The organism is Arthrobacter terrae (assembly GCF_015708085.1).
Classification (GTDB): domain Bacteria; phylum Actinomycetota; class Actinomycetes; order Actinomycetales; family Micrococcaceae; genus Arthrobacter_M; species Arthrobacter_M terrae.
Genome location: NZ_JADNYM010000029.1, coordinates 20,608 through 39,628 on the forward strand (window position 1 = coordinate 20,608; position 19,021 = coordinate 39,628).

At 61.5% G+C, this 19,021-nt stretch carries 20 protein-coding genes and 1 pseudogene; 10 read left to right on the top strand and 11 right to left on the bottom strand.

Annotated features, from left to right (window positions below; genetic code table 11):
- Positions 1-158: 158 nt before the first annotated feature.
- Positions 159-626 carry a DUF2867 domain-containing protein gene (locus IV500_RS18555; protein ID WP_196398304.1) on the bottom strand — a complete coding sequence of 156 codons (468 nt, stop codon included), beginning with the start codon at positions 624-626 and terminating at the stop codon, positions 159-161.
- A 77-nt stretch (positions 627-703) separates the two neighbouring features.
- Between IV500_RS18555 and IV500_RS18560 the strand changes: the two genes are divergently transcribed.
- Positions 704-1,216, top strand: a complete 513-nt coding sequence (locus IV500_RS18560; RefSeq protein ID WP_196398305.1) for a TetR/AcrR family transcriptional regulator C-terminal domain-containing protein — start codon at positions 704-706, stop codon at positions 1,214-1,216.
- A 341-nt stretch (positions 1,217-1,557) separates the two neighbouring features.
- Here the strand turns inward: IV500_RS18560 and IV500_RS18565 are convergent.
- The 6 genes and pseudogenes from IV500_RS18565 to IV500_RS18590 form a co-directional block, all read right to left on the bottom strand.
- A pseudogene (locus IV500_RS18565) lies at positions 1,558-2,280 on the bottom strand (PEP/pyruvate-binding domain-containing protein); the annotation flags it as partial.
- A gap of 250 nt (positions 2,281-2,530) precedes the next feature.
- Positions 2,531-3,937 carry an NAD(P)/FAD-dependent oxidoreductase gene (locus IV500_RS18570; protein WP_281064079.1) on the bottom strand — a complete coding sequence of 469 codons (1,407 nt, stop codon included), beginning with the start codon at positions 3,935-3,937 and terminating at the stop codon, positions 2,531-2,533.
- Positions 3,938-4,312: 375 nt separating this feature from the next.
- Positions 4,313-5,815: an APC family permease gene (locus IV500_RS18575; protein ID WP_196398307.1), complete on the bottom strand. Its 1,503-nt coding sequence runs from the start codon at positions 5,813-5,815 to the stop codon at positions 4,313-4,315.
- 199 nt (positions 5,816-6,014) lie between these two features.
- Positions 6,015-7,424, bottom strand: a complete 1,410-nt coding sequence (locus IV500_RS18580; protein WP_196398308.1) for an aldehyde dehydrogenase family protein — start codon at positions 7,422-7,424, stop codon at positions 6,015-6,017.
- A 165-nt stretch (positions 7,425-7,589) separates the two neighbouring features.
- Positions 7,590-8,573 carry an AraC-like ligand-binding domain-containing protein gene (locus tag IV500_RS18585; RefSeq protein WP_196398309.1) on the bottom strand — a complete coding sequence of 328 codons (984 nt, stop codon included), beginning with the start codon at positions 8,571-8,573 and terminating at the stop codon, positions 7,590-7,592.
- Positions 8,574-8,718: 145 nt separating this feature from the next.
- Positions 8,719-9,363: a TetR/AcrR family transcriptional regulator gene (locus IV500_RS18590; protein ID WP_196398310.1), complete on the bottom strand. Its 645-nt coding sequence runs from the start codon at positions 9,361-9,363 to the stop codon at positions 8,719-8,721.
- An 89-nt stretch (positions 9,364-9,452) separates the two neighbouring features.
- Here IV500_RS18590 and IV500_RS18595 point away from each other — a divergent pair, with 89 nt between their 5' ends.
- Positions 9,453-9,599 (top strand): hypothetical protein, encoded by a 147-nt coding sequence (locus IV500_RS18595; RefSeq protein ID WP_196398311.1) that lies wholly within the window; start codon positions 9,453-9,455, stop codon positions 9,597-9,599.
- Positions 9,600-10,015: 416 nt separating this feature from the next.
- Here IV500_RS18595 and IV500_RS18600 read toward each other — a convergent pair whose 3' ends face one another.
- The gene (locus IV500_RS18600; RefSeq protein ID WP_196398312.1) at positions 10,016-10,309 is read right to left on the bottom strand and encodes an aminotransferase class III-fold pyridoxal phosphate-dependent enzyme; all 294 of its coding nucleotides are present in this window, start codon (positions 10,307-10,309) and stop codon (positions 10,016-10,018) included.
- A 79-nt stretch (positions 10,310-10,388) separates the two neighbouring features.
- Here IV500_RS18600 and IV500_RS18605 point away from each other — a divergent pair, with 79 nt between their 5' ends.
- From IV500_RS18605 to IV500_RS18640, 8 genes are all read left to right on the top strand, one after another.
- A complete protein-coding gene (locus IV500_RS18605; RefSeq protein WP_196398313.1) occupies positions 10,389-10,625 on the top strand; it encodes a response regulator in 237 nt (78 codons plus the stop codon).
- Between the two features lie 269 nt (positions 10,626-10,894).
- Positions 10,895-11,197: an urease subunit gamma gene (locus IV500_RS18610; RefSeq protein WP_196398314.1), complete on the top strand. Its 303-nt coding sequence runs from the start codon at positions 10,895-10,897 to the stop codon at positions 11,195-11,197.
- Positions 11,198-11,206: 9 nt separating this feature from the next.
- Positions 11,207-11,566 (top strand): urease subunit beta, encoded by a 360-nt coding sequence (locus tag IV500_RS18615; RefSeq protein ID WP_196398315.1) that lies wholly within the window; start codon positions 11,207-11,209, stop codon positions 11,564-11,566.
- On the top strand, positions 11,563-13,275 hold the full coding sequence (ureC, locus tag IV500_RS18620) for an urease subunit alpha (protein ID WP_196398316.1): 1,713 nt from the start codon (positions 11,563-11,565) through the stop codon (positions 13,273-13,275). Before IV500_RS18615 ends, ureC begins: the two co-directional genes overlap by 4 nt.
- 24 nt (positions 13,276-13,299) lie before the next feature.
- Positions 13,300-13,785, top strand: coding sequence for an urease accessory protein UreE (gene ureE / locus IV500_RS18625; RefSeq protein ID WP_196398317.1), 486 nt, complete (start codon positions 13,300-13,302; stop codon positions 13,783-13,785).
- Positions 13,785-14,567, top strand: coding sequence for an urease accessory protein UreF (locus tag IV500_RS18630; RefSeq protein WP_230855171.1), 783 nt, complete (start codon positions 13,785-13,787; stop codon positions 14,565-14,567). Before ureE ends, IV500_RS18630 begins: the two co-directional genes overlap by 1 nt.
- Before the next feature lie 23 nt (positions 14,568-14,590).
- Complete coding sequence (gene ureG / locus IV500_RS18635) at positions 14,591-15,205, top strand: urease accessory protein UreG (protein ID WP_196398318.1); 615 nt, start codon at positions 14,591-14,593, stop codon at positions 15,203-15,205.
- 35 nt (positions 15,206-15,240) lie between these two features.
- Positions 15,241-16,086, top strand: a complete 846-nt coding sequence (locus IV500_RS18640) for an urease accessory protein UreD (RefSeq protein WP_196398319.1) — start codon at positions 15,241-15,243, stop codon at positions 16,084-16,086.
- Between the two features lie 598 nt (positions 16,087-16,684).
- Here the strand turns inward: IV500_RS18640 and IV500_RS18645 are convergent.
- The 3 genes from IV500_RS18645 to IV500_RS18655 all read right to left on the bottom strand — a co-directional run bounded on the left by IV500_RS18645 (position 16,685) and on the right by IV500_RS18655 (position 19,006).
- A complete protein-coding gene (locus IV500_RS18645) occupies positions 16,685-17,287 on the bottom strand; it encodes a hypothetical protein (RefSeq protein ID WP_196398320.1) in 603 nt (200 codons plus the stop codon).
- A gap of 503 nt (positions 17,288-17,790) precedes the next feature.
- Positions 17,791-18,051, bottom strand: a complete 261-nt coding sequence (locus IV500_RS18650) for a YrhK family protein (RefSeq protein WP_196398321.1) — start codon at positions 18,049-18,051, stop codon at positions 17,791-17,793.
- Positions 18,052-18,505: 454 nt separating this feature from the next.
- Positions 18,506-19,006 carry an SRPBCC family protein gene (locus IV500_RS18655; RefSeq protein WP_196398322.1) on the bottom strand — a complete coding sequence of 167 codons (501 nt, stop codon included), beginning with the start codon at positions 19,004-19,006 and terminating at the stop codon, positions 18,506-18,508.
- Positions 19,007-19,021 lie beyond the last annotated feature (15 nt).

A 19,021-nucleotide genomic window follows, 5' to 3' on the forward strand; every position in this document is an offset into this window, starting at 1 on the left:
GGGTTGGCCAGGTGGATGCCCAATCCGGTGTTTGGCGGCGTGGATGGTCTGATCGACCGCCGACAACGCGGCGTCGGCCAGCGCCACCGTGGCGGCGCCCTGGAGTCACCTGCGGCTATCGAGGCGCTATATCCGACTACTACTGCTGTGTAGGGCAGTCACGCCTCGACTGGGAGAGCTAGCCGGCGCTGCGTCCGCGTGAGCATCGAGTGCATGACAAGAGGATGTAGGACGCGCACCGGCAGAAAGTACATTCGGCCCTGCCATCCTTTCCATCGCACGGTCGTGGTTATTCGTACGAGCCGGTTCTCCGCGTCCACACCGACACCGCAGCGGAAGTCGAGATGTACTTCGTCGACGCTGAGCAGCGCCTCCTGGCCCTCGACCCGTTTGACGGCGAAGACGTCGTGATCGGCCCGAGGTATGCCGATGAGCGGCACGAGGAGTTGGCGTAGGCCCATAGCCAGTCGAATCGACCCCGGCATGCTCTCGGGCGAGAACAGGTTGCGCGCCCATTCGGCGGGTTCTTCGGTGGCACTTGGCGGCAGCACGCCGATCGACATGTCTGCGTAGTCGGGCGCGGGGATATCCGCAAAAGCGAGTGACCAATAGTATGGCTGGGGCATCCGGCTTCCTTCCAAACGGTGCCGTATTTTCTGACTCTACGGTTCGTGGTTTTAGGCGGCCGTGAAGGCCACGTTTCTTGTCTTTCACTGGATACTGGTGGGCTTGCGGAAACGGCGTTGGTGGCGTTGGCAGTGGCAGGTCCGCTCGATCTCGACGGCGATCGCCAGGTGCGGATCTTCTCTCGTCGCGCACTAATCACACCCCCACAGTGCTGGACTATATGGAGTCCACGATCGGGATGTTCCTGGCCGGTGGGTTCTCGGTGGACCTCACCCACCACGTGATGCATGCTCTGGGCAGCCGGATGTGGGCCTTCACCCAGGAATTCTTCGACGAAACCACCAGTTCCGGCAATGCGGCCGAAGCCGAGGCGGACCCCGAAGTGCAATCTGCCCAGATGCTCGCCATGGCAGAGCGTTACCCCACCATCGCGCAGATCAGCGGCGCGGCCGCCCACGACGACACGGTCGTGGCACACGGATGTGAGGACAGGTTCGAGTTCGAGTTCGCCCTTGACTTACTCCTTGACGGTTTCGAGCGGCTCCATCAAGCGGGTTGGTCATCCGCCGCAGCGAAGCTCACGGTCTAGGAGACTGCTGGAGAGCACATGTTTGCCGTCGAATCCGGTGGTCACATTCCTGGCAGAGCACCGGCACGTGTTCCACGATGACGCGTGCCTGGTATGCCGTGCGTTTAAAAGTAGTCTCCTGCAGTCGGGAACCCGGACCAACCCCACCCGCCCGCCAAACCGGGTACGGTCCAGTCACTGGATTGTGGGTGGGCCCCTCAGCAGTCATGGGGCTATTGATCGTGTTTCGTTGTCTGTTGCCCGGATGGTCAGTCCTTCGAGTTCTTCGAGGATCCACTAAGTGACGTTGTCGGGGATGAATGCTGATGCGCTGGAGTAGAGCCAGTCGTTGGCCAAGGTCGTAGTCTGCGGCCAAATAGCCCGACCTCTACAGGCACCGGACCGCTCTCGTTCAGGCGGAAGCGCCTCAGCTGGCCACGCTTGCGGCGGGATTCGACCGTCTCCGGGCGGGCCTACAGGATGTAGAGCCGCCGTCAATGCCATCGTGGCCCCACTCGATGTCCATGGTTCGGCCGTAGTGGGCCTCAATAGCGACGGCGTGGCGCGCGAGCTGCAGTGCGGGCTTGTAGACGTAGAACTCATCCGGGTTCGCGGCTCCCTGTACCACGGCCTCGCCCACTCCGTAGGAGGACATGACACCGGAAGACACGACGTCGGAGCGGACCATGCGTTAAATCCCCGCCGACAGCGCCACCTCGGCGTGCTTGAACTCGTGGTGCACCCGGTAGGCGCTGGCAGGGTCGTTGTAGAGGGAAGCGAACACGTCCTTCACGGCCGGCAGGAAGGACGTCTGGCACATCATGGCCCGAATTTCCTGGCCGGCAGCGGCCAATGCCGTCACATCGTCGGTGTCCAGGCCTTCCAAGCAGGCAGCAATTCTCGCGTCCAACCCATAGTCGGCCAGAAAGTCGCGGTACGCCTCCGCCGCCGTGGCGAAGCCGTCTGGGACCTGCCCGCCCGCCGAGGTCAGGTTCGCCACCATCTCACCCAGCGAGGCATTTTTCCGCCCACCTGTCCAGCTCCTTAAGTCCTGGTTCCGGGAACCACAAGGTGTCCGTCGGCATGATATCTGCTCCAGCGTACGGTGTCCCAAGATGGTGGCGCTTGAGGTTCGGCGTGGTCAGCGCCTTCGCACAATGCCAGAGGGAAGCTGCCTCTTGTCCGAAGGAAGTTAAAGTACCAGTACTTAGCTTGAGAAGACTTCGGCGTTGTACCTCAGCGGCGGTGCACTCCATGGACCGACCGATGGGTTCATGTCCATTAGAAATACGAGACTGCAGATCTATGAAACGAAGAGCCGCACGGGGCCGAAGATCAGGTTCGCGGGGTTGGCAGAACTTTAAGGTCCCGCAGTACCGTTCGTGCGGAGGTGATCCCGGTTTCGATGGCACCGTCGACCACGACGCCGTTCCAGCCTTTCGCCCAATCGGCGCCAGCGAAATGCAGCCGAGTTCCGGTGGAGCTGAAATGGTGCCATCCGTTGGTGAACTGTTCTGAGGCAATGGTGGACCAGGTTTGGCCACTCCACTTGTCTGCCACCCAGTCATGTCCCGTCGTTTCGACAACTTCAAGATCCGGGCGCCATCGCTGGACCAGCTCCTGCACCTGGGCGGCATCGTGCAAGTCGATCTGCGTGTGGTCCGGTCCGAAGCCGACCAGGATTGTTGTGTTGTCTTCCAGGAAGTACTCACTTTTCATCATTGCCAACGGGTTGCCCGAGGGAGCGGTGGCAATAATGTTGTGGTGGCCTTTGACCTTTATCCAGATTTTGAACCCGGTAGAGTTCGAACCTTGGGTGACAAGTCGCTGCTGATCGGCTGAAAGTTCAGGGGAGAAGACCAAGTTTTTCAATGCGCCCCAGGGAGCGGTGACGATTGCCGCATCGCCTCGGTGAGTCACGCCGTCGGTCGTTGTCAGGCTGACGCCGTCACCACTGTGCTCGATCTCCACCACTGCCGTGTTCAGGTGGATGGGGCAATTGAGGTCTGCGGCAATCGCTGCGTAGATTCCGCGCATTCCATTCTTAAGCTTGAACTTCAGAGTCTGCTCATCCAGGAGTGAGAGGCGGTGATCGCTCAAGGCAGCCCAGTGCTTGGCCATGAGCGGGGAGGCGGAGGCGGTGTGGCCGTTGTAGCCGGCCGACCAGTATGCGTCGGCCAAGTCGATCTCTTCCTGGCTGAAGTCTCCGCTGCGCAAAGTATCAAGTACGCTGCCTTTGTCAGCTTCGCGGAAACGCTCGGCCACCTCGGTGGGGCCCTTGTAGTCATCTCCGAGAACGTACAGCGGCTCATGCGGATAAGGGAAGAACTCCCGCGAGTTCTCAAAGATCTTCGCTTGGGGCCGCTGCAGCCTTTCTTCCATGTCCGCTTCGGTGCCTTCCTTGACCGCTCCTCCGGTGAGCCAGTAGGCACGGTCGTAATCGGGGCTCGGGTAGATCTCCTGGCCGTAACGAACAATCTCAGTCCAGATAAACGGCTGCATCCAATGCACCCATGTTGCGCCGATTTCCAGTGTGTAACCCATGCGCTCCTCGGTCCATGCACGCCCTCCAATGCGGTCGCGTGCCTCGAAGATCTCCACCTCCACTCCGGCAGCTTGCAGCTCGCGCGCGGCGACCAAGCCGGCGAAGCCGGCTCCGACTATCAGGACCTTGGCAGACATGGGGCTACTTTCAATGGGTTGGTTCGAATTGAGGGTGGGTGATGTGATGCGCTCTTGCAAGTTGGTTCGGACGGGCCGATGTTATTCTTCGTTGCCGAACTAAATCTGCGTGCGCCACATCACATTTTATTCTACATATGTAGAGAATACGTGACGGGCCTGACAGTTGCAACAGGGGTCGCATACCGGCAAACGGAAAAATCGTGCACTGAACCTCGATTCAACGAGGCGTCTTTAGGATCCATCTGATTTCGGAGCGAGGGACGGTTTCGTTTTTGAACTTGGCGAGATGGGCGGCTTGCTGTGTTTGGAACGTAAGTTTAAGTAGAGAACTCTGTGCTGACGCTTCGGATCGAATCCCAGGCGCCAGCCCGCGTGGGCTGAAGCTGACCGCGACGTCGCCCCTGCTCTGCCCTGCTGGCGGTGCATGCACTGTCAGGCGGAAGTGTCCGATGCCCCGCCGAATCCGATGCCCCGGTAGATTTCGGGGCGTTTCTTCTTCAGTCGAAGGCCCCAGAAAAGCCCTGCAATGCCCGGCACGACCACCAGCGCCGGCAGGATCCAGGAGAGCGGGGAGAAGCCGTCAGAGCCGATCAGCACATTGAAGTTCACCACGATCAGTACGAACACCGTGCCAAGGGTCAACGCCGCCAGGGCCGGAGCCACGATCCGGGTCCACAGGGAATACCCAGCCGCGTGCTTGCGGAAGTATCCGATGACGGCCACTGAGATCATTACGAGCAGCAGGACCAGGCCGAATGCGCCGGTGTTCGTCAGCCACGAGAAGAACGTCAGCACCGGGTACAGTGTGCCGAGGTCGGAGCCGGTGCCGGCGATCGCGAAAATGGCCAGCATGACGATGGCCAGCGCCGACTGAGCGAGTGAGCCGGCCACCGGTGCGTGGCGCCGGTTGACGCGGGCCAGGGATCGCGGCAGTACGCCTTCCCGTCCGAGTGAGAACGCGTAGCGGGCCACGGCATTGTGGAACGCTATCAGGGCGGCCAGCAGGCTGGTCACGAACAGGACCTGCGCGGTGTCAGAGACAATGACAGCGCCGTTGGTCGTGAGGAAGTTGAAGACCAGGTCGGGGCCCTGCTGCTGGGACTCGGTGATGATGTTGCTTGGCCCGGTGCCGATTATCATGGCCCACGAGGACAGGGCGTAGAACACTGCGATGATGCCGACGGCGATGTAGGTGGCCCGCGCGATTGAGCGCTTCGGGTCCTTCGCCTCCTCGCTGTAGATTGCGGCCGACTCGAATCCCATGAAGGCGGCCATGCTGAACGCCAGTGTGGCGCCGACGCTGGCCGTGAACAGATCCGATGGTGCCAGGCCGACGCTGCTGACACCCTCGGGCTGGACGGCGAAGGAGATCACGTCGAAGACGATGACGGCCAGGAACTCGCCGGCCACGAGTACGCCGATCACCTTTGCCGAGAAGTCGACCTTGTTCACCCCGAGCCAGCCGACGATCACAAAGCCAACGAGCGCAGCGGCCCACCAGGGGATGTTGGTGCTGAGCTTGTCGTTGATGAAGGACGCCAATGCGAAGCCGAACAGGCCGTAGATGCCCACCTGCATGGCGTTGTAGGAGACCAGGGCGACCCACGAGGCTCCGACGCCTGTGGCCCGCCCTAAGCCTTGGGAGATGTATGCGTAGAACGCCCCGGCGTTGCGGATGTGCGAGCTCATGGCAGCGTAGCCCACGGAGAACAGTGCCACGCAGACGCCCAGCACAATGAAGGACAACGGAACGCCCAGGTTGGTGCTGACAGCGAAGTTGCTGGGCACTCCGCCTCCGATGACGGTCAAGGGTGCGGATGCGGCGATGATCATAAATACCAGAGCCGGCACACCCAGCGTGCGTTTGCTCAGACCGTTGCCGGATTCGTTGCCGTCAGCACTGCCGGTGGACGGCAGGGTTTGTTCCTGTGACATTAAAACCTCCATTGGGAGAATAAGTATGTCTTGAGTGTGTCAACGATCACAACAGTTGGCTTGTTATCCGCGGCATCGGCATTGACCACCTGTGCACGGCTTGCGCAGAGGCCTTGGCCAGTAAGGCCTTCCCCCGGATCAAAGGAAGCCGTTGCCATGCGTGGGGCAACGGCTCCTTTTGCCTGGTTTGAAGGGATTATCAGCCGTTGATCACTTGCGGGATGCCGAGGGCTTTGAGCCCATCGACGCCGAATTCGAGCCCGTAGCCGGACTGCTTGGACCCGCCGAATGGAATGCGCGGATCCACGGCACCGTGCTTGTTGATCCACACGGTGCCGGCTTCGATGCGCGCCGCCACGCTGCGGGCCAAGCCCAGGTTGGGGGACCAGACGGAGGCGCCGAGGCCGACGTCCAGACCGTTGGCCATGGCCACCGCCTCGTCGACCGTGCTGTATCGGATGATGGGCAGGGCAGGACCGAACTGTTCCTCGGCCACGAGTGGGTTATTGTTCTCGATGTCGGCCACGAGCGTGGTCGGGTAGAAGTAGCCGGGCTGCTCCGGGTCCGGGTTCCCGCCCAGCAGCACCCGCGCACCGGAGTCCTTGGCGGCTTGCACCAGCCGGGCCACGATGTCGTATTGCTGCTTGTTCTGGAGGGGTCCGAGAACGTTTGCCTCGACCAGGCCCACGCCCATCGGCGCTGCGGCGGCGACGGCGGTCAGGGCTTCGCAGACTTCTTCATAGATGTCCTCGTGCACGTAGAGCCGCTTGAGGGCGGCGCAGGTCTGGCCGGTGTTGATGAAGGCACCCCAGAACAGATCCTCGGCGATGGCTTCGGGGTCGGCGTCGGGAAGCACGATTCCGGCATCGTTGCCGCCCAGTTCAAGGGTCAGGCGCTTGACCGTGCCGGCCGAGGATTTGATGATGGCCTTCCCCGTTGCCGTGGACCCGGTGAACATGATCTTGCCGATCGCGGGGTGCTCGGCCAGACGGGCGCCGACCTCCCTGCCGCCGCAGACGACCGAGAGTACGCCATCGGGAAGTTCCTCGTTCAGCACCTGGACCAGTGCCAGGACGCTGAGGGGGGTGTACTCGGACGGCTTGAGGACCACGGCATTGCCCATGCGCAGGGCCGGAGCGATCTGCCATACCGAGATCATCATGGGCCAGTTCCACGGGCCGATGGCGCCGACGACGCCGATGGGCCGGTAGTGCAGTTCGGCATGCGTCTGGCCGTCGTCCACTGCCGTCTCCGCGGTCAGCTCGATGGAGGCTGTGGCGCGCAGCCAGTCGGCGCAGGCGCCAACCTCGAAGCGGGCGTTGGGGCCGTTGAGCGGCTTGCCCTGCTCTCGGGAGAGCAGCTGGGCGAGGTTTTCGGCGGAGCGGTCGACGGCGTCGGCCGCCCTGAGCAGGGCTGCGATCCTCTCCTTGTGGCCCAGCGCCGCCCACGCCGGCTGGGCGGCCGTGGCGGCGGCGATGGCGCGTTCTAGGTCGTCAACGCCTTGGACAGGCGCCTCACCCACCGCTTCCCCGGTGGCGGGGTCGAACATAGTCCGCGTTTCGCCGGTGGTCGGTGTAATCGCGCTGAGGAGGTCAGCATACGTTTCCATGAAAACTCCACTTCGAGTTGGTAGGTGCAAATCAGGTGGAACTATGCAGTGATTCCTTGATGACTCAAGTTTCTTTGACCGCCAACGCCGTGTCTTGTCATTGAGTGAAGGTCTGTTGGCCCAAGGCGAACAACTGCGTCCGCGGTGCGCCGGGCCGGTTCGGGATCACGCGTGGCCGGCCGGCCGTCGGTAGCTGCTGGGTGGCTCCCCAAACGCGGAACGGAAAATGCGGCTAAAGTGCGCTGCGTTCACGAAGCCCCACCTGCCGGCAATCCTGCTGACGGGGCGGTGCGCCAGGAGGGGATCGCGCAGCTCGCGCCGACAATTTTCCAGCCGCCGCGTTCGGATCCAGTGGGCCACCGTGGTTCCGGCTTCCTGGAAAACATTATGCAGGTGCCGGGTGGAGATGAAGTGTGCGGCCGCTATGCTTGCCGGGGACAGCTCCGGGTCGGCGAGGTTGGCGTCGATGAAGCGGTGGATCCTGCCCAACAGTTCCTCGTGTCGGCGGTCGGGGCCGTCCGGCGCCTGGTCCAGCTCCGCGGCGAACATGGTGCTGAGAAGATCCAAAGTGTTGTGAGCCAGCCGGTACCCGCTGGGGCCGGAGAGTACGTCGAGATTTTCCGCCAGCCGGGTCATGAAGGGGATGATCATCCGCCCAAGCCCCGTGTCGGCGGTCATTCGCGTCGCCGTCAGCCGGCCAACTGAACCAGCCGGCAGGTCGAGTGCGTCGTGAGGAAACATCAGCACCAGTGTGCGAAAGTCGGACTCGAAGGCCAGCGTGTAGGGGCGGTGGGTGTCGTACAGGGCGAGGTCGCCGGGTCTGAGGACGGCCTCGCGGTTGTCCTGGACAAGAATCCCGGTGCCGGCCAGTTGCAGGTTGAGCTTGAAATAGAGCCGGTCCGAACGGGCGATGAGCGACGGAGTGCGGTGCACGCTGTGGCCGGAGGCCGTGACCTCGATAATGGAGAGTTCATCCAGGAGCCGGGAACGCAGCCGGCCGTGAAAATGCTCCGGGTCGCTGGAACGGACGTGCAACGGTACGAAGGATGAGGAAATGAGATCGTGCCAGGCGGAGAAGGAATGGGCGTCGGCGGTGTGGACGGCATCCGTGCCGGGAAAGGCGTTGGCGGTATCGAGCGTGACGGTCATCCGAAAATTCCCTAGTGGTGCGACGGCCTGTGCGGTGTGGGGGTTCTGGCCACCGTCGGTATCGCCCGGAACTGCGGTGGCCCCGGCGAAACTGTGGTGAACAACACTTTCCAACCACTCTAGTGGCTTGCGACGACGCTGTCACTTATTTTCGACGATTGGCGAAAAAAGTTTCAGCACAGGGTTGGGTGGCCTGCGTGGTGGGGTTCAAGAGCAGCAGGTAGGCGTCCAGCTGGGTCCTCAATTGGGCAGGCAAGTGTTTCCCAGGGGACATTGCGGCGACGATCTGGGCGCCCAGGAGCATGCTCATCAGCTGGTTGACGATGTACTCATCCTGGATGGGTGCCGTAACTTCGCCGCGGTCCCGCGCCCCGCGCAGGTGTCCCTCCAGCGCGGAACGCCACTGGTTCATTGAGGTCTCATGCAAGTTGGCCTTGGCGGGATCGGTGAGGGCCTTCTGCCAGAACGGAATGACGATGCGCGCTTCGTTGATGCGGTCCTCGTCCAGCGGCAGCACCTCAAGGCAAAAGGCGCGCAGTGCCTCCATCCCGACCTTGCCGGTCGAGGTGTCCGCAATTCTTTGGTTCGTGCGGTTGAAGACGTGCCTGAAGGCGAAGGTGATCAGATGGTCCTTCGTGGGGAAGTAAGGCTTCATCGCACCGTTGGCAAAGCCGGCCTCCGTGGCGATCTCGCGCATGGTGGCTCCCTCGATCCCGTGCCGGGCAATGATGCGCCAGGTGGCATCCACCAGCTCAAGCCGGCGCTGGTTGTGGTCGACAATTTTTGGCACTCAACTGCTCCTATCCGGCTGCCCGTCCGGCTGATGTGTGTGGGTATTTGTGATGCAACTTACGGACGACTATTCTCTACAATCATAGAATGAAAGATCCTGGGCTGCCCGTCCGCGGCCACGCATCGACGGAAAGAGTAGCCGTGGCTGCCGCCATCGACGTCGACACTGCCGTCCATTGGCTCGCCTCCGCCGCAGAAATTACGGTCTTTCGGGACATCCTGCACGCAGCCTGACACTTCCACGTGTTCCTGCACGGCGTGTCAGGCCCGGGGACCAACGGCGCGGTTGTCTCCGTGACCCGCGGCACCGTGGAAACCGCCGTCGAGCTTGACACGGGCGCCCGGGCACCTATTTGTGCGCCATCTCCACGTTCTACCGTGTCCTGGATGAGAACAGCCAGGTCAAGGCACCGCGCCGAATCGCACGCCAGACTTTGGCGATTGCGGCCTCCTTCAATGTCATGTCGGCGTGGAGGTAGGTGTTTGCCGTGGTGATCTGCTTGTGGCCGGGCAGAGGGCGATGACGGTGGTATCGACGCCGGCATGCAGCAGCCGAATCGCGGCGGAGGCCAGAATTACTCATGGACACCCATTCTCCCGCGGCGGCAAGATTGTGGAGATAGACAGTGATGCTGATCCCGATTCTCGCCCTAATCGAGGATCGCCGCCAAGGGCGTGGTGACCATGCCGCCTTCGCTGAACTCCGGGGCCATAGCCAGGATCTCGTTGATTAGCCAGGCAGCCACCTTAGTGAAGGAGTCGTATTCAATGACCATAAAACAGGTATGGGTGAACTTGGACATCTCCAGAGCCACTTGGGCCTGCCCCCAGGTGTTGGTGGCCCCCACCCTGGTCACCGCAATGCCGGCGGCCAGGTCAATGATGTGAGTACCGTAAACATCCTCCAAAATGGAGCCCTGCACACGGCCGATGAAGCTGGGCACGGTCACACCTAATCCGGATGCGACCTGCGCTCCACGTTCCCGGTGATGCGCGTTAGTACTGATTGTCGATGACCAGGATATGATCCGCGTCGGGCTGCGCTCCATTCTGGACGCCCAGCTCAACATCAGCGTGGTGCGCGAGGCCGGGGACGGACTGGAGGCAGTCAGGCTGCTCGACGAGGTCGCCGAAGAGCGGCAGCCCGACGCCGACCCGGCCATGGCCGCACTTTTCTCCGCCCTCACCCCCAAAGAGCGCGACTTCGGCATCGCTATCGCTACAGGGCAGGTACTACTTCCTCATCCGCGCGGTCACTAGGCGCTCGCGGGCGGATGGGCCGGTGGCGTCGAAAAGTTCGAGGTCGAACCTGTGAGCGAGAATTCGACGGAAGCTGCGGCCGTAGGAATTGACAAGCGCTCTTAGCGGTCTTTTATGCCGGCCGTTGCATGGATCAATCTCTCTGCCGACGGGTGTAGCATCCAAAACGTCAGCGTCATCAATAGCGGACGGACCACACAGGCTGGAAGCGGGTTGGGTCACCGGTTTCCGTCACACGCTTACCCACCCCAAAGTCCGAAGGAGTGTCTATGCATTTGCTGCCTCGCGAGCAGGAAAAGTTGCTGATTGTCGTCGCCGCCGACCTTGCCCGGCGCAGACAGCAGCGTGGTTTGAAACTCAACTATCCCGAAGCCATAGCCATCCTCAGTTATGAACTGATGGAGGGTGCCCGCGACGGCAGGACGGTCGCTGATCTCATGAGCTACGGGACCACCATTCTGCATCAGGAGGACGTCCAGGAGGGCATCGCGGAGATCATCGCCGATGTCCAGGTCGAGGCCACTTTTCCCGACGGTACCAAGCTGGTTACCGTACACCACCCGATCCGCTAGGAAATGGTCATGAAGCCAGGTGAATTCGTTCTCAAGGACGAACCCATCCTCTGCAACGCTGGACGAGCCACGGTCACGGTCGAGGTGACCAACAGCGGCGACCGTCCCATCCAGGTCGGGTCCCACTATCACTTTGCCGAAACCAACCGGGCCCTGCATTTCGACAGGGCGGCCGCGTACGGCTTTCGTCTGGATATTCCGGCTGGTACCGCCGTGCGGTTTGAACCCGGCGATGCAAAAACGGTGCCTCTGGTGGCTCTGGCAGGTAGTCGGGAAGTTTATGGCCTGGCAAATTTGGTCAACGGTCCGCTGGATTCTGTCAGCGTGCAGAACGACGGCGGCGCGGTCAATGTGGAGGGGGCAAAATGAGCTTCGAGATGAGCAGGAAACAGTACGCGGAACTGTACGGACCGACGGTTGGGGACGCCATCCGGCTGGCCGATACTGACCTCTTTTTGGAGATTGAAAAGGATTTCACCGTCTACGGCGATGAAGTGGTGTTCGGGGGCGGAAAGGTCATCCGCGATGGCATGGGTCAGAATGGCCAGGTGGTGCGTGGGGAGGATGTTCCGGACACTGTCATCACCAACGCGATCGTGCTGGACTACACCGGCATTTATAAGGCGGACATTGCGCTGCGGGACGGGCACATCTTCCGGATCGGCAAGGCCGGCAACCCGGCGATCATGGACGGTGTGGACATTGTCATTGGCGCCAGCACGGAAATCATTGCCGGCGAGAACCGGATCGTGACCGCCGGCGGCATCGACACCCACATCCACTTCATCAGTCCGGACCAAATCCCTACCGCCCTGAATTCCGGCATCACCACTATGATCGGCGGTGGCATTGGCCCGGCATCGGGAACCAAGGCCACCTCGCTCACCCCGGGTAAGTGGCATATCAGCCGCATGCTGCAGGCGTTGGACGGGGTACCGATGAATGTTGGGCTGTTCGGCAAAGGCCACGCCAGCACCATCGAACCTCTCACCGAGCAAATTCGTGCCGGCGCGATCGGGTTGAAGGTCCACGAAGACTGGGGTGCCACCACCGCCGCGATCGAGAACTCACTGAAGGTGGCCGACGAATACGACGTGCAGGTGGCCATTCACACCGACACGCTCAATGAGTGTGGCTTTGTTGAAGATACCATCAATGCCATCGCAGGCCGGGTGATCCATACTTTCCACACGGAGGGTGCCGGTGGTGGGCATGCACCGGACATCATCAAGATTGCCGGCATGTCCAACGTGCTCCCGGCGTCCACCAACCCGACCCTGCCGTACACCCGCAACACTGCCGATGAGCATCTGGACATGCTCATGGTTTGTCACCACTTGAACCCGGACATCCCGGAGGACGTCGCTTTCGCGGACTCTCGGATTCGGCCGGAGACCATTGCCGCTGAGGACGTTCTGCAGGATATGGGCGTCTTCTCCATCACGTCTTCGGATTCGCAGGCCATGGGCCGGGTGGGGGAGGTCATTATTCGCACCTGGCAGGTGGCGGACAAGATGAAGAAGCAGCGCGGCAAGCTCGACGGCGACACAGAGGTGGGCGATAACTTTCGGCTTAAGCGCTATGTCTCCAAGTACACGATCAACCCGGCCATTGCGCAGGGCATCGCCGACACGGTCGGTAGCGTCGAAGAAGGTAAATTCGCTGACTTGGTGCTTTGGCAACCGGCCTTCTTTGGGGTGAAGCCCGACATGCTCATTAAGGGCGGCCAAATTGCCGGCGCTCTCATGGGCGATCCCAACGGCTCCATCCCCACTCCGCAGCCGCAACTCATGCGCCCCATGTTCGCCACGATGGGCAGGGCCGTTGACGAGTGCGCCATCACCTTTTTGTCCCAGGCGGCCATCGATGCCGGTGTGCCGGCAGAACTGGGGCTGCGCAAGCAGATCCGGCCGGTGCACGGCATCCGGAAACTGACCAAGGCCGATCTGAAGTTCAATGGTGAAACCCACACCATCGAAGTGGATCCGGAAACCTACACGGTGACGGTGGACGGCGTGGTGGCGACTTGCGATCCGGTGGATGAGCTACCCATGACGCAGCGCTACTTTTTGTTCTAAGAGAAGCCCAGGAAAGACAATCCCATGATCATTGACTCAGTCATAGGCAACGTCCATGCTGTGCCAGCAGCCGAGCTTGACGGGCTGCACCTTGAAAAAGTGCTTCTGTCCGGCGCGGAGCTATCCAAACGCATCCAACGTGTACGCACCGACCACGGTAATGAACTGGGTTTGCACCTGCGAGCCAGAGCCGGCAGTGCCGGGGACCTATGCGACGGCGACATCTTGTTCCGTGATGCCGCGGGCCTGATTGTTGTTTCCGTACTACCCACGGACGTGCTTATCATCGCCCCGCAAAGTATCCGCCAGATGGGTATCGTGGCACACCAGCTGGGCAATCGCCACCTGCAGGCACAGTTCTTCGGTGCCCAGAGCGAGTATGGGGCGGAGGTCATGGTGGTCCCCTATGATCACACAGTTCTCCAGCTGCTGCACCAGCTGGAGATACCCTTCAGCAGGCAGGAGCGGGTCATGAGCGCACCGTTTCGGCATGCGGAGCACACGCACTGATGGGTACTCAGCCACAGATGCACCCGCACGCCTGCCGGGAGTCTCCAGCGCCGCCGTCGTACCTGCTGCCGTTGCTGCAGCTAAGTGATTCGGCGCTGCCCACGGGAGCATTTAGCCATTCCTTCGGACTGGAAGTCTACCTGGCCAGGGGCGTTGTCCATGACGAGAATAGTTTCGCGGCTTGGCTGCGGCAATTCATCGGCCAACAGCTGGTCTACAGCGATGGGCTGGCAATCCGGTTGACCGACGAAGCGCTGGGGGGTGCCGGATCCAGCGGTGCCGGTGCTCGCTGTACGGGGCTGGACAGTCCTAGGTTCGAGGAAGTCTGGGAGCTGGACCGCCAGGTCACGGCCCAGGCCCTGCCGCTACAGCTGCGCGGGGCCGGCATTAAGATGGGGCTGCGTATGTTGGAGATCGGTATGGGCATTTTTCCTTCTGCGGCACTTGATGCGTACCAGGAGCAGATCAAGTCCGGTCGCTGTACAGGTAATGCGGGCGTTGCATTCGCACTAACGGCTCACGGGCTGCGCATTCCACTGTCACAGATGCTGGCCGCCTACTTCTTTTCCACCGCCACCACGCTGACACAGAACGCGGTCCGTGCCATCCCACTGGGTCAGAGCGCCGGTCAGCGCGTGCTGCGGCTGATACACGACGACGTCACGGCCGCCGCGGCGACCGTTATGACACTTGAAGCCGGGGACCTGGGCGCCGTCGCCCCCGGACTGGAAATCGCCCAGATGCGCCACGAGTACCAACGCGCCCGCATGTTTATGAGTTGACGCATTTGCACAAGGAGAACACCATGGAACCGATCAAGATCGGCATCGGCGGACCCGTCGGTGCCGGCAAGACCCAACTCGTCGAGCGCCTTACCCGCCACATGAGTGGTGAAATTTCAATGGCAGCCATCACCAACGACATATACACCATCGAGGACGCGAAGATTCTGGCTCAGAACGGCGTCCTGCCGCTGGACCGGATCATCGGCATCGAGACCGGAGGCTGCCCGCACACTGCCATCCGGGAGGACACGTCCATGAACGCGGCGGCGATCGCCGAACTCGTCCAGCGCCACCCGGACCTGCAGATGGTGTTCGTGGAAAGCGGCGGCGACAACCTCTCGGCCACCTTCAGTCCGGAACTGGTCGATTTTTCCATCTACATCATCGACGTGGCCCAAGGGGAGAAGATCCCGCGCAAGGCTGGCCAAGGCATGATCAAATCCGACCTGTTCATCATCAACAAGATCGACCTGGCCCCGTATGTCGGCGCAGATCTGTCCGTGATGGAACACGATTCAAAGGAGTTCCGCGGTGACCGGCCCTTCTGCTTCACCAATCTAAAGACTGACGAGGGGCTGGACTATGTAATCGAGTGGATCCGGCACGACGTGCTCATGCTTGACCTGGGCAAGTGACCGCGCTGAAGGCGGCTCCTGCCATAAATGCACCCATGGGGGAACTCCGTCTGGACATCGGCGTCCGCAATGGCCGATCCTTGGCCACCGGCCAGTACCACCGCGGAGCGCTGCGGGTGCTACGCCCACACTATCTGGACGAGTCCGGACAGGTTTGCTATGTAACAGTCAACCAGGGTGGGGCGTACCTGGGTGGGGACCTGTTCACCATGGACATTACCGTGGCTGAGGGTGCCCGGCTGTTGCTGACTACACAGTCAGCCACCAAGATCTACCGGACCCCGAAGGCATTCGCTGAGCAGCGCCTGAGGGTCAACTTAGGGCCGCACAGCACCCTCGAATACGTACCAGACCAGCTCATCGCCTACCGCGGGGCCGCCTACCGACAGGATGCGCTGATAGATATGGATGAGAGCGCCTCCCTGATCATGTCCGAGGTGATCACCCCCGGCTGGTCCCCGGACGGGCAGCCGTTCAGATATGAGCAACTGCGGTTGCGCAACGAGATCCGGTATGGCGGCCGGCTGCTGGCCATCGACAACGTATTGCTCACACCACCTTCGGCTGGCACTGCTGATTTCTCCGGCCAACCCGTAGCGGACATCACCGGGCTTGGCTTCATGGAGGGATTCAGCCATCTGGGGTCCCTGTTGGTGGTGGATCCGCGGGTCGATGCCGCGCTCGTCACTGAACTGCGCATGGTGCTGGGTGAGCATGAACAAGACGCCCTCACCGGCATCTCACAGTTGAACGGGCCCGGCTTCGTGGTACGGGCACTATCCGGGAGCACCCCTCGCCTCAATACTATGATGTCCACACTCACGGCGCTCCTGCGGGAACGCTGGTTTGGTCAGGCAGCGCTGAACCTGAGGAAGCACTGAACCATCCGGCTCACAGGCTCAATGAGCACCCCTTCACGGAGTTCAATCTCCCAAGGAACGTGGAAGCCCATCATAGTGCCTTCCTCGCTGCCAGAGGCGCATTCTCTTAAATCAGACAAAGCGACTTGAGCCCGGGCGTCCGGGACCGCGGAGGGTTTTGGAAGCCGTTACTGGGGTGCGGTGATCGCCCCGAATCGGGGTGCGATCCTTATTGTGTAAGGCGCGCATGTGCTGTGAGCCTGCGGGCGGGCGACACATCAGTGGCGAGCCGCCGGTCGGGCCGATTAACCGTGATTTCGATCGTCCGAGCCTGCGTTTCGCTTTGAATCCTCTCATTCCCCTGGTCTGTCGGAAACCCCGAAGTGACGGGGCGCCGGTTCATTACGATCGCGTCAGACTGTCCGCCGTCGAAAATCCCGGCACTGTCCGAAGCAGCGTGGATCAACAAACCCAGCGAAAAACCACAGAAAAGCAACCTAACTGACTCCCCTTGGTATCAAACACTTCGACAAATACCGCGGTGGAGCTTTTGAGCCATCTGGATCGCGCAGGTCATCGGCGTATCCAAGGTATCCACGACTTGCTGGGGGCGGGCACTTCAAAGGCGGAGAGCAGCCAGTACCTCGACGAGTTGTCGGATTGATTCATCGGTCAGTTCCGAGAGCAGGGTGTTCTTTCGGTTGGCAAAGCCAGAGGAAGACATAAGAATGCCCGCTTCTTCCATCCCCGGTATCGCAGCGATCCTGGCAGGAAGGCTTGACAAGCCTGCAATGGCTGCGACTTGTTGAGGTTCCAGGCGGGAGGCCCTGTAGAAATCCAACTCGAGACTGGTGTTTTTGCTGGTGTACGAGATGAGTGACACGGTGCCCAGCCGGGTATTGTCCCGGTCGAAGATCCCGAATGTACCGGTAGGGACGATGGTGGTCGATCCATGGAATGACAATCCCGCTGCTGCGGCATGAGCAAGGAAGTGTTCGAATTTGTCGAGACTGGAGGGTGAATTGGATGCAAGCCAAGACCGGTAGGTGTCGACGCTCCAGGTAGTTTGCCGTCCAGCGTGCGGGGCCGACTTCGCTTCGGCAAGTTCCTCGCCGTAGATCCGCGGCATGAGGATTTCGGTTCCTTGGTCTTTCATCCGTGAGTAGGAAACAGCAATGATGGACGTTGCCGGGCCTGACATGGCGTTGAGGTATTCGACCATCCTCTTTAGTTCCGGGTTGATGGCGTCGACGGCAAGGACAATACGGAATCTGCCATCCGATAGGTTTTTCGCGACGCGGCTTTTTAGCGCCGGGGCCTCGTCACCGGTACGCGGAGCGCACGGTCTTTCGGGTGGTGCAGTCGTTGGTTTCGGGACTGGATTGTCGGTCAGTTTTTGTTCAGCTCCGAGAGCGGAGTTTCGGCTGCTGGCCAACAGCGTCGATAGGCTCGACCGCCGATATCCGGGGGAGGGGTGTTGTTGGTTGAGGCAAGGAATCGCAAGAACCCACCCTTCCTAACGATCCTACCAATCAACTTCGAACTACGAGCGAACCTGAAGGCTGTGCGCAATAAACCCCCAGCGGGACGTCGGTACAAAACGCGGCCAGGATGTGCCAGGTCTTCGAACCTAGCCAGAAGTTGGCCACTGAGTTCCAGACCCGGTACCTGACGTGCCAGGCGGCAGCCCTGCGCGATGCTGCCCGCACCGCCGAAGCCGTCTGGCTAGTCGTCTCCTCGACGTCGTTTCTCCACGCGGACCAACAGCTCGCCGATCAAGCCCAAAAGCATGCCGAGGCTGCCGAAGACGAACAACCAGATCGCTAGGGTCGTCACGCTGGCCCAGAAGAACATCACGCTGCCGACGACGAATAGCGTGTTGCCGAACAGCCCAAGGCCTAGATGTACCCAGGGAAAATCCCTTAGAGCTGTTCCGATCCAGCGCCGCTCGGCGTCTTGGTCGGTCGGACCGTGCGTTGGGGTCATTGGGTCTCCTCTGGTAACCGGGGCCTGACCACTATTCTGCCGTATCCAGCTCGCAGCCGACAGCAGGGGCGTCTGCTGGTCGATGACGGGTGCTCGTCCAGCCCAGGCCGGCCGGGCAGAACATCGGGCAGTTACACATGGCAGCGGCAGCTGGTCCGCGCCTAACGTGTAGCCGGGGAGAATGGTGTATATGCGTCATCCGTCAGCATCCGGCTGGCCACCGGCGTAGCTCAACGCAGATGACACTCCCCGGCGATCACCCCGACGAACGCTCCCGTGGCCGGCCAGGCAGGGTCGGTGTGGATCGACAGCTGGTCGTAGTACCGGGCGAAGGCGACCATCTCCGTCTCGCTCAGGCTCGCGTAACCGATCTAGTAAACGGACCCAGGCACGTAGTCCTCAAACCACCGGTCGCCCATCGGCGCAGGGAGGTTGGACGCGCCGAGTGAGCCGGTCATGACCGGGCCTTTTCACTTGCAGCGATGGACTCAGCGATCCGCTTGATCGCGGCGAGTGTTTTCGGGATGCCGTCGAGCGCCTGCTGTGTGCGGTCGGTGATCTGAACGTACGCCCCGTCGCCGTACTTCTCCTCGAACATGGCGATCCCGCCCGGCAGGAATTCCCAAGACTCGCTCAGCGTCGTCCCGGTCTCTGCTGGGGTCATGGTGTAGCCCCAGCGGACCAGGCTGCCACCCACCACCCAGGCGAACTCGCGGCCACGCTCGGCAGCTACCACCTGCGACCGGGTCTCCCAGGACCGGTGCCCGAGCTCATTGCGCCCGGTGAACCAGGCGCCGAGCTGGCCGGCATTGCCCTCGTCGTCCCACCAACACGACGTACAGACCGGGCTCCACTCGCCGGTACGGCTGATGTCGGAGACCAGGTCGTAGATCGTCTCGGCCGAGGCCTGAACCGTGACGGACTCCTGGTGATGGCGGATGTTTGTCTGACTCATGGGTTCATTCTCACA